Here is a 16,778-nt window from a genome sequence, read left to right on the forward strand (position 1 = left end):
GCTTTTGATGACGGAATCGAAGAATGAAGCAGTTTCTTGATTTTTTACCGCTGGTTGTCTTTTTTGCTTTTTATAAGCTTTACGACATCTATGCGGCGACCTCGGCGCTGATTGTCGCAACGGCTGTAGTGTTGATTTACAGCTGGGTTCGCTATCGCAAGGTCGAGAAGATGGCGTTAATCACCTTTGTCCTGGTGGCCGTATTTGGTGGCCTGACTATTTTTTTCCACAACGATGAATTCATTAAGTGGAAAGTAACGGTGATTTACGGTCTGTTTGCTGGTGCATTGCTGGTAAGCCAGTGGGTGATGAAAAAGCCGCTGATCCAGCGCATGTTAGGTAAAGAACTGACCCTGCCGCAGCCAGTGTGGTCGAAACTAAATTTAGCCTGGGCAGTCTTTTTCATCCTGTGTGGTCTGGCGAATATCTATATTGCATTTTGGCTACCGCAGAACATTTGGGTCAACTTCAAAGTGTTCGGCCTGACCGCCCTGACTTTATTCTTTACGCTGCTGAGTGGGGTCTATATTTACCGTCATCTGCCGCAAGAAGATAAATCGTAATACATGCTCGCCAGATCTGCGGATCTGGCGAATTTTTATCCCCTCGCGTTCCATAGAGCTGACAACCTGACTTACATCTGCTCTGCATGCCGCATCCCCTCTGTTCTCGACGCACAAATTCTAGTAGCATCGCGCCTGTAATCTTTCTCTATAGTCGGTTCTACAATGACAACAACGAATAACACTCCCCAGGGTGAACTGGTTTTACGCACTCTGGCCATGCCTGCCGATACCAACGCGAACGGTGATATTTTTGGCGGCTGGCTGATGTCACAAATGGATATAGGTGGCGCGATTCAGGCCAAAGAGATCGCACATGGTCGTGTGGTAACTGTGCGGGTTGAAGGAATGAGCTTTTTGCGCCCGGTCGCCGTAGGTGATGTAGTGTGTTGCTATGCTCGCTGTGTGAAACGCGGGACAACCTCAATCAGCATCAATATTGAAGTTTGGGTGAAGAAAGTCGCTTCTGAACCTATTGGCCAGCGTTATAAGGCCACCGAAGCTCTGTTTATCTACGTTGCCGTTGATAAAGACGGGAAACCGCGTCCAATCCCCACGTTGGCCTGATAGCACACGCCAGTAATGCTATCCGGCAATCATCACTCTTGATCATTGCCGGACGGCCTGATGCTTACTCGATCTGCGTTGTGCCGTTTAATTTGAAAACAATATTCACCACGAGTCCGGAACCGGGTTTACCTGCTTCATAACGCCATCTACGCATCGCGTTTTTCACTTCACGCTCAAACATATTGGCAGGCTGTGCAGACAGGATCTCCACATTTTCAACCCGACCATCCGGCGTTACATTAAATTTGACCTTTACCCGCCCTTCAATGCGTAGCGCCTGAGCTCGCGCCGGATACTGAGGCTGATTACGGCTTAAAGCGCGTGGGCCCGATGGCGCACTGACCACCGGTTTGCTGGTAGTTGCCGGCGCGGTATTGGTCATTGTGCGCGTAGGTGCCGTATTTTCCAGCGGGGAGGCCGGCCGCGGTTCTGCTGGTTTAACATCGCGTTTCGGCTGCTCTTCCACCTTTTTCACCGGTTTTGGCTTCGGTTTAGGCTTGGGCTTCGGTTTTTCAATCACCACCGGCGCCTCTTTTGGTGGCTCTGGAATCGGCTCTGGTTCCGGTTCAGGCTCGACAACGGGTTCCGGCGGCGGCTGAACGGCCTGAGGTGGTTCGAGATCGGCAGGCGCGACCATCGTGACAGAGATCGGCTGCGCTGGCGCAGGCAGTTCAATAACCTGATGTACCGAGGTATACAGCAAACCAGCCACCACGGCACCATGAATGCCGACAGACAGTAACGTTGGCCAGGGAAAGCGACGAGGTAAATCAAGGGTCATTGAAGTCATAATCGTTTCAGTAAAAAAACCAGGCCCTGATTTTAAATGCAAATAGCAATCATATTCAATAAGCCCGTGGCGGTAACTGACATTTAGAACGCGATTTTATGATAAAAAACCACTTTCAGAGTATGGCCTTAACATATCAGTTATCTTTCCGTTGCAGTTGTTAGGCCTTTCCAATAACGTTATTAACGACTTTTACCGTTCAAGGAGTTCTACCCGTGCTGTATGTTATTTACGCCCAAGATATCGCAGACTCTCTCGAAAAACGTCTTTCCGTGCGCCCTGCTCATCTGGCTCGCCTGCAACTCCTTCATGACGAAGGTCGTTTGCTCACGGCGGGCCCCATGCCAGCGGTCGATAGTAACGATCCCGGTGCGGCGGGTTTTACCGGCTCGACGGTGATTGCCGAATTTGAATCTTTGGAGGCGGCACAGGCGTGGGCGGAAGCCGATCCGTATGTTGCAGCGGGCGTTTACGCGCAGGTTTCAGTAAAACCGTACAAAAAAGTATTTTAAAAACAAAACAAAAACAGACATTGGGCACCGCCAGCGGTGCCCTTTTGGGATCAGATGCTGTGGATCGCAAACAGCAACGAGTTGCGTTGATGGTTGAGAATGCACTTTCTGATAGTGTGGATACGCATATTACGACGCGATTGTCCTTCAAGCCAACGTGCTTTACGGCGGCTAGCCTGACGCAGCATCCGCCAGCGTCCCACTTCCGTTCTACTACGCTTCATGTTTACTACTCTTTCAGTCACTGAGTGGCCATTATAACGCCACACCGAATGCAGACCAGCGGTTTTCCCGTGTTTTTATTTGCCAGATTAATCCTGATGCGTAAACTCTTAACAATACGCTTTCAAAAGGATTTTTAAATTTATGACAACCTTCTACACCGTGGTGAGTTGGCTGGTCATTCTGGGTTACTGGGTACTCATTGCTGGCGTAACATTACGCATTCTAATGAAACGACGCGCAGTGCCCTCCGCAATGGCCTGGCTTTTGATCATCTATATTCTGCCATTGGTAGGGATCATTGCTTATCTGTCCTTCGGTGAGCTCCACCTGGGTAAACGCCGCGCCGAACGCGCCCGGGCAATGTGGCCGTCAACGGCCAAGTGGCTGAACGATCTTAAAGCCTGTAAGCATATTTTTGCGCAGGAAAACAGCAGCGTCGCCTCCTCCTTATTTAAACTGTGCGAGCGTCGTCAAGGAATCGCCGGCGTTAAGGGAAATCAGCTGCAACTGCTCACCAGTTCAGATGACGTGATGCAGGCGCTGATCCGTGATATTCAACTGGCGCGCCACAACATAGAGATGGTGTTCTACATCTGGCAGCCGGGTGGTATGGCCGATCAGGTAGCCGAGTCGTTAATGGCTGCCGCGAGGCGTGGCATTCACTGTCGCCTGATGCTGGACTCCGCCGGCAGCGTGGCGTTCTTCCGCAGCCCTTGGGCGGCGATGATGCGTAACGCAGGTATCGAGGTTGTAGAAGCGCTGAAGGTGAACCTGATGCGTGTATTTTTACGCCGTATGGACCTGCGTCAGCATCGCAAAATGATTATGATCGACAACTACATTGCGTATACCGGCAGCATGAACATGGTCGATCCGCGCTTCTTCAAACAAGATGCAGGCGTTGGGCAATGGGTTGATTTAATGGCAAGAATGGAAGGCCCGGTAGCCACCGCTATGGGCATCGTCTATTCTTGCGACTGGGAAATTGAGACCGGAAAGCGCATTTTGCCCCCGCCACCGGACGTCAATATCATGCCGTTTGAGCAGGCCAGCGGGCACACCATTCACACAATTGCCTCGGGTCCTGGTTTCCCAGAAGACTTGATTCATCAGGCGCTGTTAACCGCAGCTTATTCAGCGCGCGAATATTTAATTATGACCACGCCCTACTTTGTTCCCAGCGACGATTTGCTGCATGCAATTTGTACGGCAGCACAGCGCGGGGTCGACGTCAGTATCATTCTTCCACGTAAGAATGATTCCCTGCTGGTTGGCTGGGCAAGCCGGGCCTTTTTCACTGAGTTGCTGGCAGCTGGCGTTAAAATTTATCAGTTCGAAGGCGGCCTGCTGCACACCAAGAGCGTACTGGTCGATGGCGAGCTGAGCCTGGTCGGTACCGTTAACCTGGATATGCGCAGTCTGTGGCTCAATTTTGAAATCACGCTGGTCATTGACGATGCCGGATTCGGCGGCGATCTCGCCGCCGTGCAGGATGATTATATTTCGCGTTCCCGCCTGCTTGATGCCCGTTTGTGGGTAAAACGACCACTCTGGCAGCGGATAGCAGAGCGACTGTTTTACTTCTTTAGTCCGTTGCTGTAAAACGTGCCCATCAGACAGTAAACAGGTAGTCATTATGGATATGGATTTGAACAATCGCCTGACCGAAGACGAAACGCTTGAGCAGGCTTACGACATTTTTCTCGAACTGGCCGCGGATAACCTCGATCCGGCAGATATCATTCTGTTCAATTTGCAGTTTGAAGAACGCGGCGGTGCCGAGTTATTCGATCCGGCAGAAGACTGGCAGGAGCATGTTGATTTTGACCTGAACCCTGATTTCTTTGCCGAAGTGGTGATTGGTCTGGCAGATACAGAAGACGGCGAGATTAACGATATTTTTGCGCGCGTTTTATTATGTCGCGAAAAAGATCATAAGCTCTGCCATATTCTCTGGCGCGAATAATCAAACAAAAAAGCTGCTCTCGCAGCTTTTTTTATTTTTAGCCCGGTAGTTTGCTTCCGCAACGGTTACAAAACTGCGCGCTATGTTCGTGCTGCGCCTGCTGACACTGGGGACATTTTCGTTGGTGCCCGCGATGCTGGAACGCACTGCTCATGTGCGTGGTAATCAATCCCGTCGGTATCGCAATCACCGAGTAGCCAATCAGGATAAGCACGGACGCCACCATGCGCCCCAACGGGGTGTGCGGTGTGATATCGCCATAGCCGACGGTGGTTACAGTAACAATCGCCCAATACACCGACGCATTCAGCGTAGTAAATCCATATTTTGGCCCTTCAATCAGATACATCATCGCACCAAAAACCACCATCAGAATGGCGATAAAGGAATAGAACAACATCAGCTGATGTCGGGCACTTTTTAACGCATTCCAGAACACCCGTAGAGAAGGCATAAAGCGCAACAGCTTGAGAATACGCAGTACGCGCAGGACACGCATCGCCCGCCAGGCGAAAACATAACTCAGACTGATTTCCGGCCATAGCCACATCACATACAGCGGCAGGATGGTGGCAAGGTCAACTATCCCCCAGAAACTAAACACATATTTGGCGGGATTGGCCCAACAGCATAAGCGCAGAAGATATTCGAGAGTAAAGACCAGAGTAATAAAGATCTCCAGCCAGACAAAAACGCGCCATTCCTCAAATGTTAAATGGTATTGCGTCCCTACTCCGGACTCAATGAAGATAACAATAACGCTGAGCAAGGCGAATAGCGCGCACATACCTTCAAAGCGACGCCCTGAACGGGTGTTTAAATCGAATAATTTGCGAAAGAGCGCGCGGCGGACAGAAGAGACTAAACCTGGCACAGATACCTCACCAAAAAAAGGGCTGACTTTTGTCAGCCCTCGGAATTATAGCGGGTCTACTTTCAGGCAGGAAACTGCGTGTCGGAAACTTCCTTCGAGAACCGGGCGCGTTTTTGCGCATTCCGGCCCTGCAATCGGGCAGCGCGTACGGAACACGCAACCGGAAGGAGGGTTAATCGGGGACGGTAACTCGCCTTCCAGCAACTGGATAACCTTGTTCCTTTCCTGATCCGGATCGGGGATCGGCACCGCAGACATCAGCGCTTTGGTATAAGGATGCAGCGGGTTATGGTACACCTCGTCATAGGTCCCTAATTCCACCGCATGTCCGAGATACATAACCAGCACACGGTCGGAGATATGTTTAACCACCGCGAGGTCGTGGGCAATGAAGATTAACGATAATCCCATTTCTCGCTGAAGTTGTTGCAGCAGGTTAACCACCTGGGCCTGGATTGACACGTCCAGCGCCGAAACGGGTTCATCGCAGATAATCAACTTCGGTTCTAGGATCAGCGCGCGGGCAATACCAATACGCTGACACTGGCCACCTGAAAACTCATGTGGGTAGCGGTTAATCAGGTTGGGCAGTAATCCTACCTTCATCATCATCGCTTTCACACGATCGCGGACTTCCTGACCAGGAAGATTCGGATGATAAGTACGCAGCGGTTCGGCAATGATTTCACCAATGGTCATGCGCGGGTTTAACGATGCCAGCGGATCCTGGAAAATCATCTGGATATCACTGCGTACTTCCCGCCACTCATCGGGTTTCATGCCGAGTAAATCTTTACCCAGCCAGGCAACCTTTCCATCGGTGGCCTTCACCAGGCCGATAATCGCACGGGCAAAGGTCGATTTCCCGCAGCCTGATTCACCGACCACGCCCAGGGTTTCGCCCTCATACAGTCGCAGGGTTACGCCATCAACTGCCTTAAGGGTTTTAGATGGTTGCCAGAACCACTGTTTGCCATCTTTAATATCGAAATGGACTTTAAGGTCAGCAATCTCAAGGAGCACTTTACGTTGTTCGGTTACCGCATTCATACCAGTTCCTCCACCGGCTTAAAGCAGGCGCGCAAACGGCCTGGACTAAATTCCTCCAGTGGTGGAGCACTGCTACAGATTTCCATCGCATGCGGGCAACGCGGCTGGAATGGACAGCCTTTTGGCAGACGCAGCAGGTTCGGTGGGTTGCCCGGGATCGTGAGCATCTCTTCCCCTTCTGCATCCAGACGAGGTACGGCATTCAGCAAACCAATCGAATACGGATGAACGGGCTTATAAAAGACATCCCGCGCACTGCCGTATTCCATCGTACGACCGGCGTACATCACCAGAACTTTATCGCAAATACCGGCAACAACCCCCAGATCGTGGGTGATCATGATAATCGCGGTGTTGAATTCGCTTTTCAGTTCATTCAGCAGCGTCATGATTTGCGCCTGTACCGTCACATCGAGCGCAGTGGTCGGTTCATCGGCTATCAGTAATTTGGGCCTGCACAGCAACGCCATAGCGATCATTACGCGCTGACGCATACCACCGGAGAATTCATGCGGATACATTTTCATGCGCTTACGCGCTTCCGGCATTTTCACCGCATCCAGCATTCTGACCGACTCTTCAAAAGCTTCCGCTTTGCTCATGCCTTTATGCAGCATCAGAACTTCCATCAACTGCTCCCCGACCCGCATGTACGGATTGAGAGACGTCATCGGGTCCTGGAAAATCATCGAGATCTGCTCGGCGCGCAGTTTGTTCAGTTCACGTTCCGGTAAGTTCAGAATTTCACGTCCGTTGAACGTAGCGGAGCCCCCGATACGACCATTAGCCGCCAGCAGGCCCATCAGGGCAAAGGCCGTTTGCGATTTACCTGAGCCGGATTCTCCGACAATACCCAGCGTTTCTCCAGCTCGCAGAGAAAAGTTTAAATCGTTGACCGCAGTTACATCGCCGTCGGGGGTAGCGAACGTCACACGCAAATCTTTTACGTTCAGCAGTGCGTTAGCCTGTTGTTGCGCGAGCGGCGCGGTTGAGGTTTCAATTACGCTCATGGCTGCACTCCTTAACGGTCTTTCGGGTCGAGGGCATCACGCAAGCCATCGCCAATAAAGTTAAAACAGAACAAAGTGACCACCAGGAAACCTGCCGGAAACAGCAGCAGCCATGGTGAGACTTCCATTGAGTTGGCACCATCACTAAGCAGAGCGCCCCAGCTACTTAACGGCTCCTGCGTACCTAATCCCAAAAAGCTCAGGAAGGACTCAAACAGGATCATGCTCGGCACCAGCAATGAAGCGTATACCACCACCACACCCAGCACGTTCGGCACAATATGGCGGATAACGATACGCACGGTAGACACCCCACCCACTTGCGCCGCTTCAATAAACTCTTTGCGCTTGAGGCTCAGCGTTTGTCCACGCACGATACGCGCCATATCCAGCCAGGAGACCATCCCGATAGCGACAAAAATCAGCAGGATATTTTGACCAAAGAAGGTGACCAGCAGGATCACGAAGAACATGAACGGGAAGGAGTTGAGAATTTCCAGCAGACGCATCATCACCGAGTCGATTTTTCCGCCGAGGTAGCCCGACAGAGAACCGTACAGCGTACCGACAACCACCGCGACCAACGCCGCCGTAATGCCGACCATTAGCGAGATGCGCCCGCCAATCGCCACGCGCACCAACAGGTCGCGTCCCGACGAGTCAGTACCGAAATAGTGGCCTGATTCCGTATCCGGCGCGCTGGACATCATGCCCCAGTCAGTATCGAAGTAGGTAAACTGCGACAGCATCGGCGCGAGCGTCACGAACAGCGCAATAATTACCAGCACCACCAGGCTTGCTACCGCAGCTCGGTTATGCATAAAGCGTCGACGCGCGTCCTGCCACAGGCTGCGGCCTTCGACCTCCAGCTTTTCACTGAAATTCTCCAGCGCTTCGCTGTTTTTCTTACTTAACATCATAGCGAGCTCCAGTATCAGTAACGAATTTTCGGGTCGATAACGGCATACAGCACATCGACAATCGCGTTAAACACGATGGTCAGCGTACCCACCAGTATGGTCAGACTCAGAACCAGCGAATAGTCGCGGTTTAACGCGCCGTTGACGAACAACTGACCAATGCCAGGCAAACCATAGATGGTTTCAATAACCATCGAACCAGTGATAATGCCGACAAATGCCGGTCCCATATAGGACAGCACTGGCAACAGCGCAGGTTTTAACGCATGGCGGAAAATAATCCGCCGCATCGGCAGCCCTTTGGCGCGCGCGGTACGAATAAAGTTAGAGTGCAGCACTTCAATCATCGAACCACGAGTAATACGAGCGATACTGGCGATGTAGGCCAGTGACAAGGCCACCATTGGCAGGATCATAAATTTCAACGCCCCACCGTTCCAGCCCCCGCCGGGCAGCCATTTCAAGGTTATGGCAAATATCATGACCAATAAGGGAGCGACCACGAAACTGGGGATAACTACCCCAGTCATTGCCACCCCCATCACCGTGTAATCCCAACGTGTATTTTGCTTCAGCGCGGCTATCACCCCGGCGCTAACGCCGACGAGTACCGCCAGAATAAAGGCTGCCGCACCCAGCTTCGCAGAAACCGGAAAACTCGAAGCAACGAGGTCGTTAACCGTGTAGTCTTTATATTTAAAGGATGGTCCAAAATCGCCATGCGCCAGCTGTTTCAGATAGCTGAAATACTGCGTCGAGATAGGATCGTTAAGATGATATTTCGCTTCAATATTCGCCAGCACCTCTGGCGGTAACGCGCGTTCCCCGGTGAATGGGCTTCCGGGCGCAAGGCGCATCATAAAGAATGAAATCGTAATAAGAATAAACAGCGTCGGAATCGCTTCCAGACAGCGACGTAATATGAATTTTAACATTGCCCGTACCTTCTGGCGTGTGCCTTTATACCTCTTTAACCCCGACGTTCAGGTAAAGCGGTATTAATAGTTCGAAGAAAAAAGACACTGTGGGGCAAAAATGATTGCCCCACGTCTTGCCATTAATGCTTGATAATATACAAGTCTTTAACGTGGATATTATCCATCGGGTCTTTACCGGAGTATCCGCCAACCCATGGTTTCACCAGGCGGGCATTGACATAGTAATAAACCGGTACAATCGCAGAATCTTTATCCAGCTGCTGTTCCGCTTTCGAATACAGTTCACTGCGCTGCGCTTCATCCGTCACTTTCAGCGTATCCGCAATCAGCTTATCAAATGCCGGGCTCTTATAGTGGACGGTATTATTGGAGCTGTCGGACAGCACCATATTCAGGAAGGACGTCGGTTCGTTATAGTCCGCACACCAGCCCGCACGTGAAACATCATAGTTGCCCTGATGGCGCGTATCGAGGAACGTTTTCCATTCCTGGTTTTCCAGCTTCACATTAGCACCCAGATTTTTCTTCCAGATAGATGCCGCGGCAATAGCCAGCTTCTTATGCAGGTCTGAAGTGTTATACAGCAGGTCAAAGGTCAGCGGTTTCTCAGCGGTATATCCGGCCTCAGCCAGCAGTTTCTTCGCTTCTTCATTACGTTTTTCCTGAGACCACTTGAACCACTCTGGCTCAACCAGTTTCGCGCCATCGGTGTATGGAGGAGTAAAGCTATACGCCGGCAGGTCACCCTGGTTTTTCACTTTATTGACGATAATGTCACGATCCAACGCCAGCTTCAGGGCGGTACGAACACGAACATCGTTGAACGGTGCTTTCTGGTTGTTGATTTCGTAATAATAGGTGCACAGATACGGGTCAACGTGGACTTCGTTCGGGATCTCTTTTTTCAGTTTCTGGAATAACTCAATCGGCATGTTGTTATAGGTCATGTCGATTTCACCGCTGCGATAGCGGTTAACGTCAGTCACTTCAGAAGAAATAGGCAGGTAAGTTACCTGGTTAATAACCGTTTTGGCGTTGTCCCAATAGTTGGTATTACGCTCAAGCACAATGCGCTCGTTCACAACCCAGTCTTTCAGTTTATACGCACCGTTAGTAACGATGTTAGCGGGCTGGGTCCACTTCTCGCCGAATTTTTCAACAGCAGCTCTAGGAACTGGTGAAACGGAAGAGTGCACAAGCAGTTTGTAGAAATAAGGAACAGGTTCGCTGAGGGTGACTTCAAAAGTATGATCGTCGAGAGCTTTTACACCGAGATCGGTGATCGGTTTTTTACCGGCGATAATATCATCAATATTGACGATGTGACCGTACTGCAAATAACTGGCGTACGGTGATGCAGTATTTGGATTAGCCAAACGTTGCCAGCTATACACGAAATCTTGCGCGGTAACAGGCGTGCCGTCAGACCACTTAGCATCTTTACGCAGATGGAATGTCCAGACTTTAAAATCTTTATTTTCCCATTTTTCAGCCACGCCAGGCGATGGTTTGCCATCGACATCACTGATTAATAAACCTTCAAACAGGTCACGGTTAATGTTGGATTCAGGTACACCTTCGATTTTGTGGGGATCGAGTGACTGCACTTCCGAACCGTTATTACGCACCAGAGTCTGCTTTTCAGCAAGCTGCACACCCGCTGGCACTACTGCCGCCGTGGCAACATTTCCAGCGACTAGCGCAGTTAAGATCCCCGCAGCTACTAAACTTTTTTTAGTGATGTTAGTCATTGTGTTGTACTCCCTCATTATTATGGCTGGTTTTTTAACCAGACTGTTAATCCTGTCAGGATCACTGTACGGCACCGGAGATTTTCTGCCGTCAGGTCGTTTTTTGTTTTACTGCTTGCTATCACCGACTTTATTTATTCTGGCGGTTCGTATGACTGCCTTACGTCGATTATCTACGTGCCTCCCCTGCCGGAAACACGCTATTACCCTGTTGAGAGAAACTAACTGCAAATGATTCTCATCAACGTGAATTCTTCTGCATAATACCTGGCCGGAAAGTATCAAATGCGTTTCTTAACCGCCAATACATTTTACAAATTTGTTAACCAACTCTCTTTTATTGGAAATAAATCTCACAAAGAAAGCCTTACGAATGAAGGTTTTCTATAATAAACCCATGAAAAACAATAAATTATATCAAGCCAGGTGTTAACTACCCTGTCAGGTGTCAACACCACGTCAAAATGCACATAAATTTAACAATTGGTTATTAATTAGCACATTCAACTGAAAAAAACGCTGAAATAACTAATAACATTTCGATAATCCTACAGCAAGCCCCAGAGTATGATGTTAATTAAATAACAGCGATATCAGGCTCTCTCTGGCAGATGGATGAGCGTTACATTCATAAAATCAATGAATAAACAAATGAATAACCATCAGCATTTTTTATTATCACTATGCTGATTTTCAACTTTAGTGAGAAGTTTTACTGATAATGAAAGGAAACGGAGCCGGGACCGACTCCGTTTGTACAGAAGAGAGATATCAGGCCAGCAAACCAGGGAAAATGGATTTGATACCTGTAACAATGAATTCGATACCCAAGGCCATTAACAGTAGCCCCATAATACGCGTAATGACGTTGATGCCAGTTTGTCCCAACAGTCGTACCAGCCATGGCGCCATGCGAAACAGCCCCCAGCAGCACAGGGCAAACAGCGCAATCGCGACAAAAAAGCCAAACAGGTTAATCGCACTGTGATATCGCGTACCCCAAACAATAGTTGAGCTTATCGCCCCCGGTCCCGCCATCAACGGCAATGCCAACGGTACAACGCCGATACTCTCACGAATTGCGGTTTCTGATTTTTCCTGTTTGTTTTGTTTATCTTCCCCTAGTTTTCCGCTAATCATTGACATCGCGATAGTCACAACCAGAATGCCGCCGGCAATCCTGAACGAATCTATTGAGATACCGAAAAGTTGCAGAATACCATCACCAAGAAACAGCGAAGTCCACAGAATGATAGCGACTGACAGGTTTGCCGTAAGGTTGGTTTTGTTTCGCGCTGCAGCAGTTTGATAACTGGTCATACTGATAAAGACAGGGATGATCCCTACCGGGTTGACCAACGCAAATAACCCAATGAAAAATTTAAAATAGACAGGAAAATCAAATAGCGTTTGGATCACGGTTAGCTCCGAAGCGTTAGCCGGATAAAATGAGTCATAAAAATTGATAAAATCCGCGCTGAAGATACGCCTTTTGTCAGCATACTTCACCTTCTATCTTCGTATATCTACGTAAATACGCTACCAATACTCAGTGTTATTAATATGTATTAATTATGCTAACGTTATTAGCATTCATTACGTCAATTTATTAACACTTGACGAGAAACGCTAAAAGGGCCTGCTGAAAGGTGTCAGCTTTGCGAATTTTTGATCCAGATCACGCAATTACTACTCAGAAGTGAGTAATCTTGCTTACGCCACCTGGAGGTAACGCGTTAGAGTTAATTGGCACTAGCGTATAAGCTCTTTTAGTAAATCAAAGTAAAGTGGACGTTAATTAACCGTTTGATTTTCAAACCGTTACACAAATTTTCGTCGGTCTGTCTATACTCTCGTATCGAGCAGATGATTTACTAAAAAAGTTTAACATTATCAGGAGAGCATCATGGCTGTTACTAATGTCGCTGAACTTAACGCACTTGTAGAGCGCGTAAAAAAAGCCCAGCGTGAATATGCCAGTTTCACTCAAGAACAGGTTGACAAAATCTTCCGTGCCGCCGCTCTGGCTGCCGCAGACGCTCGAATCCCTCTCGCGAAAATGGCCGTTGCCGAATCCGGCATGGGTATTGTCGAAGATAAAGTGATCAAAAACCACTTTGCTTCTGAATACATTTACAACGCTTACAAAGATGAAAAAACCTGTGGTGTGCTGTCTGAAGACGACACTTTCGGTACCATTACCATTGCGGAACCAATTGGTATCATCTGTGGTATCGTTCCAACCACTAACCCAACTTCTACTGCGATCTTCAAATCACTGATCAGCCTGAAGACCCGTAACGCCATCATCTTCTCTCCGCATCCGCGTGCAAAAGATGCAACTAACAAAGCAGCAGACATCGTTCTGCAAGCAGCAATCGCTGCTGGCGCACCGAAAGATCTGATCGGCTGGATCGATCAACCTTCCGTTGAACTGTCTAATGCGCTGATGCACCACCCGGACATCAACCTGATCCTTGCGACCGGTGGTCCAGGCATGGTTAAAGCGGCATACAGCTCCGGTAAACCGGCTATCGGCGTAGGCGCAGGTAACACCCCTGTTGTTATCGACGAAACCGCTGATATCAAACGTGCTGTTGCATCTGTTCTGATGTCTAAAACCTTCGATAACGGCGTAATCTGTGCTTCTGAGCAGTCTGTCGTCGTGGTTGACTCTGTATATGATGCAGTACGTGAGCGTTTTGCGACTCACGGCGGCTACATGCTGCAGGGCAAAGAGTTGAAAGCAGTCCAGGACGTTATCCTGAAAAATGGCGCGCTGAACGCAGCTATCGTTGGTCAGCCGGCATACAAGATTGCTGAACTGGCAGGCTTCTCCGTACCAGAAACCACTAAGATTCTGATCGGTGAAGTGACGGTTGTCGATGAAAGCGAACCGTTTGCTCATGAAAAACTGTCTCCGACGCTGGCAATGTACCGTGCGAAGGACTTCGAAGACGCAGTCATTAAAGCTGAAAAACTGGTTGCGATGGGCGGTATCGGTCATACCTCTTGCCTGTACACTGACCAGGACAACCAGCCAGAACGTGTTGCTTACTTCGGCCAGATGATGAAAACCGCACGTATCCTGATTAACACCCCAGCTTCTCAGGGTGGTATCGGTGACCTGTACAACTTCAAACTCGCACCTTCCCTGACTCTGGGTTGTGGTTCCTGGGGTGGTAACTCCATCTCTGAAAACGTTGGTCCTAAGCACCTGATCAACAAGAAAACCGTTGCTAAGCGAGCTGAAAACATGTTGTGGCACAAACTTCCGAAATCTATCTACTTCCGTCGTGGCTCTCTGCCAATCGCACTGGATGAAGTGATTACCGATGGTCACAAACGTGCGCTCATCGTGACCGACCGCTTCCTGTTCAACAACGGTTATGCAGACCAGATCACCTCCGTTCTGAAAGCTGCTGGCGTTGAAACCGAAGTGTTCTTTGAAGTTGAAGCTGACCCAACTCTGACCGTTGTTCGCAAAGGTGCTGAGCTGGCTAACTCCTTCAAACCAGACGTAATCATCGCGCTGGGCGGCGGTTCCCCGATGGACGCCGCGAAAATCATGTGGGTTATGTACGAGCACCCGGAAACTCACTTCGAAGAACTGGCGCTGCGCTTTATGGACATCCGTAAACGTATCTACAAGTTCCCGAAAATGGGTGTGAAAGCGAAGATGGTCGCCGTCACCACCACTTCCGGTACCGGCTCTGAAGTGACTCCGTTTGCGGTTGTTACTGACGATGCAACTGGGCAGAAATACCCGCTGGCAGACTATGCGCTGACTCCGGATATGGCGATTGTTGACGCCAACCTGGTGATGGATATGCCGAAGTCCCTGTGTGCGTTCGGTGGTCTCGATGCCGTAACTCACGCTCTGGAAGCTTACGTTTCCGTACTGGCTTCTGAGTTCTCCGACGGTCAGGCTCTGCAAGCGCTGAAACTGCTGAAAGAAAACCTGCCGGCGTCCTACCATGAAGGTTCTAAGAACCCGGTAGCACGTGAGCGTGTACACAGTGCAGCAACCATCGCCGGTATCGCGTTTGCTAACGCCTTCCTGGGTGTATGTCACTCAATGGCGCACAAACTGGGTTCTCAGTTCCACATTCCTCACGGTCTGGCGAACGCCCTGCTGATCAGCAACGTTATTCGTTATAACGCGAACGACAACCCGACTAAACAGACTGCATTCAGCCAGTACGACCGTCCGCAGGCACGCCGTCGCTACGCTGAAATCGCAGACCATCTGGGTCTGAGCGCACCGGGTGACCGTACTGCCGCGAAAATCCAGAAACTGCTGGGCTGGCTGGAAGAAATCAAAGCTGAGCTGGGTATTCCTAAGTCTATCCGTGAAGCTGGCGTTCAGGAAGCTGACTTCCTGGCACACGTGGACAAACTGTCTGAAGATGCGTTTGATGACCAGTGTACTGGTGCAAACCCACGTTACCCGCTGATTGCTGAACTGAAACAGATCCTGCTGGATACATACTACGGTCGTGAGTACAGCGAAGGCCAGACCACCGCTAAGACTGAAGCAGTAGCTGCACCGAAAGCAGAAAAGAAAGCGAAGAAATCCGCTTAATTTTCTCAGATAAGTTTTAGTTTCATCATAAACGGTCCCAGTTGGGACCGTTTTTTTTCGTCTTGTGTTATGAAAAATGAGTGATCCCCAATTTAACCATGTGAATAGAATGGCACGGTAAGAGATGTATTCAGGAAGATGTGAGAATAGCCGTCAGAAGAGAGTCTGACAGGGTAGAGAATATTGACGAATGTCCCGGCCTACCCTGTGTTTATAAGCGCTCAGAAGCCTGCAGGTTAATCGTGGCTGTGTCGTTCTTGTATCGCCGTCAGAGAGCCCTCAGACTGCGCCTGTTTGTAGTGTTTACGGCATACCGACACATAGCGTTCATTCCCGCCAATAACCACCTGCTCGCCCTCGTTATAGGGCCTTCCAGACTGATCAAGACGTAAAACCATGCTGGCCTTACGCCCACAGAAACAAATGGTTTTTAATTCAACGAGCTTATCTGACCACGCAAGCAGGTATTCGCTACCGCCAAATAATTCACCACGGAAATCTGTGCGTAAGCCATAGCACAACACAGGAATATCCAGCCGATCGACAACTTCAGATAATTCATAAACCTGTTGTCGAGTCAGAAACTGCGACTCATCAACCAGTACACAGTGAATTCTTTGCTGCTCATTTTCAGCACGAATCTCTTCGTACAAAGATGAATTTTGGTTAAACAATTTTGCAGGCGACGACAGACCTATACGTGAACTTACTTTTCCAGCACCAAAACGGTCATCAATTTCCGCTGTATATACAACAGCACGCATCCCACGTTCCTGATAATTGTACGAAGATTGCAGCAATGCAGTTGACTTACCGGCATTCATTGCAGAATAGTAAAAATATAGCTGTGCCATTGACCGAAGGCCCTCACATGGGGAAATAAATATGCGCGGGATTGTATCATATTTCACGAAAGTGTCGGTGTAGCGTTGCGCCCAAAGGCGTATAAATGCGCGGGCAAGCCCGCTCAGTGCCGCCTGAATTTAAGTAGCAGGTTGTGAGAGAGCATACAACCATCGACCAT

16 protein-coding genes are annotated in these 16,778 nt (G+C 49.5%); 6 read left to right on the plus strand and 10 right to left on the minus strand.

Features of this window, described 5'->3' with window-relative positions:
* Positions 1–23 precede the first annotated feature (23 nt).
* Together G4551_RS12805 and yciA are read left to right on the plus strand one after the other, a co-directional pair.
* Positions 24–563, plus strand: a complete 540-nt coding sequence (locus tag G4551_RS12805; RefSeq protein WP_003020667.1) for a septation protein A — start codon at positions 24–26, stop codon at positions 561–563.
* 165 nt (positions 564–728) lie between these two features.
* Positions 729–1,130 carry an acyl-CoA thioester hydrolase YciA gene (gene yciA / locus G4551_RS12810; RefSeq protein ID WP_003020670.1) on the plus strand — a complete coding sequence of 134 codons (402 nt, stop codon included), beginning with the start codon at positions 729–731 and terminating at the stop codon, positions 1,128–1,130.
* Between the two features lie 64 nt (positions 1,131–1,194).
* On the opposite strand, the gene tonB is transcribed toward yciA, so the two are convergent.
* Positions 1,195–1,923 carry a TonB system transport protein TonB gene (gene tonB / locus G4551_RS12815; protein ID WP_168150127.1) on the minus strand — a complete coding sequence of 243 codons (729 nt, stop codon included), beginning with the start codon at positions 1,921–1,923 and terminating at the stop codon, positions 1,195–1,197.
* Positions 1,924–2,138: 215 nt separating this feature from the next.
* On the opposite strand from tonB, the gene G4551_RS12820 reads away from it, so the two are divergent.
* On the plus strand, positions 2,139–2,435 hold the full coding sequence (locus tag G4551_RS12820; protein WP_003020675.1) for a YciI family protein: 297 nt from the start codon (positions 2,139–2,141) through the stop codon (positions 2,433–2,435).
* A gap of 50 nt (positions 2,436–2,485) precedes the next feature.
* Here the strand turns inward: G4551_RS12820 and G4551_RS12825 are convergent, their stop codons facing one another.
* Positions 2,486–2,659 carry a YciY family protein gene (locus tag G4551_RS12825; RefSeq protein ID WP_003020684.1) on the minus strand — a complete coding sequence of 58 codons (174 nt, stop codon included), beginning with the start codon at positions 2,657–2,659 and terminating at the stop codon, positions 2,486–2,488.
* A 142-nt stretch (positions 2,660–2,801) separates the two neighbouring features.
* Here G4551_RS12825 and cls point away from each other — a divergent pair, with 142 nt between their 5' ends.
* Complete coding sequence (gene cls, locus G4551_RS12830) at positions 2,802–4,262, plus strand: cardiolipin synthase (RefSeq protein ID WP_003020687.1); 1,461 nt, start codon at positions 2,802–2,804, stop codon at positions 4,260–4,262.
* A gap of 34 nt (positions 4,263–4,296) precedes the next feature.
* Entirely contained in the window at positions 4,297–4,626 is a 330-nt protein-coding gene (locus G4551_RS12835; RefSeq protein WP_003020691.1) for an HI1450 family dsDNA-mimic protein, read from the plus strand.
* 37 nt (positions 4,627–4,663) lie between these two features.
* Here the strand turns inward: G4551_RS12835 and G4551_RS12840 are convergent, their stop codons facing one another.
* The 7 genes from G4551_RS12840 to ychE all read right to left on the minus strand — a co-directional run bounded on the left by G4551_RS12840 (position 4,664) and on the right by ychE (position 12,588).
* Positions 4,664–5,500: an ion transporter gene (locus tag G4551_RS12840; protein ID WP_003020693.1), complete on the minus strand. Its 837-nt coding sequence runs from the start codon at positions 5,498–5,500 to the stop codon at positions 4,664–4,666.
* A 45-nt stretch (positions 5,501–5,545) separates the two neighbouring features.
* Complete coding sequence (gene oppF, locus G4551_RS12845; RefSeq protein ID WP_003020696.1) at positions 5,546–6,550, minus strand: murein tripeptide/oligopeptide ABC transporter ATP-binding protein OppF; 1,005 nt, start codon at positions 6,548–6,550, stop codon at positions 5,546–5,548.
* Positions 6,547–7,560, minus strand: a complete 1,014-nt coding sequence (oppD, locus tag G4551_RS12850) for a murein tripeptide/oligopeptide ABC transporter ATP-binding protein OppD (RefSeq protein WP_003833364.1) — start codon at positions 7,558–7,560, stop codon at positions 6,547–6,549. Before oppD ends, oppF begins: the two co-directional genes overlap by 4 nt.
* Before the next feature lie 11 nt (positions 7,561–7,571).
* Positions 7,572–8,480 (minus strand): oligopeptide ABC transporter permease OppC, encoded by a 909-nt coding sequence (gene oppC / locus G4551_RS12855; protein ID WP_003841294.1) that lies wholly within the window; start codon positions 8,478–8,480, stop codon positions 7,572–7,574.
* 14 nt (positions 8,481–8,494) lie between these two features.
* Positions 8,495–9,415: an oligopeptide ABC transporter permease OppB gene (gene oppB, locus G4551_RS12860; protein ID WP_003020708.1), complete on the minus strand. Its 921-nt coding sequence runs from the start codon at positions 9,413–9,415 to the stop codon at positions 8,495–8,497.
* A gap of 122 nt (positions 9,416–9,537) precedes the next feature.
* Positions 9,538–11,169, minus strand: a complete 1,632-nt coding sequence (oppA, locus tag G4551_RS12865) for an oligopeptide ABC transporter substrate-binding protein OppA (RefSeq protein WP_003020712.1) — start codon at positions 11,167–11,169, stop codon at positions 9,538–9,540.
* Positions 11,170–11,940: 771 nt separating this feature from the next.
* Positions 11,941–12,588 (minus strand): NAAT family transporter YchE, encoded by a 648-nt coding sequence (gene ychE / locus G4551_RS12870; RefSeq protein ID WP_003020714.1) that lies wholly within the window; start codon positions 12,586–12,588, stop codon positions 11,941–11,943.
* A 487-nt stretch (positions 12,589–13,075) separates the two neighbouring features.
* Here ychE and adhE point away from each other — a divergent pair, with 487 nt between their 5' ends.
* Positions 13,076–15,754 (plus strand): bifunctional acetaldehyde-CoA/alcohol dehydrogenase, encoded by a 2,679-nt coding sequence (adhE, locus tag G4551_RS12875; protein WP_003020717.1) that lies wholly within the window; start codon positions 13,076–13,078, stop codon positions 15,752–15,754.
* A gap of 236 nt (positions 15,755–15,990) precedes the next feature.
* Here the strand turns inward: adhE and tdk are convergent, their stop codons facing one another.
* Positions 15,991–16,608, minus strand: coding sequence for a thymidine kinase (tdk, locus tag G4551_RS12880; RefSeq protein ID WP_003020720.1), 618 nt, complete (start codon positions 16,606–16,608; stop codon positions 15,991–15,993).
* Between the last annotated feature and the right edge of the window lie 170 nt (positions 16,609–16,778).

The sequence above is a fragment of the Citrobacter freundii ATCC 8090 = MTCC 1658 = NBRC 12681 genome (assembly GCF_011064845.1).
Lineage (GTDB): Bacteria > Pseudomonadota > Gammaproteobacteria > Enterobacterales > Enterobacteriaceae > Citrobacter > Citrobacter freundii.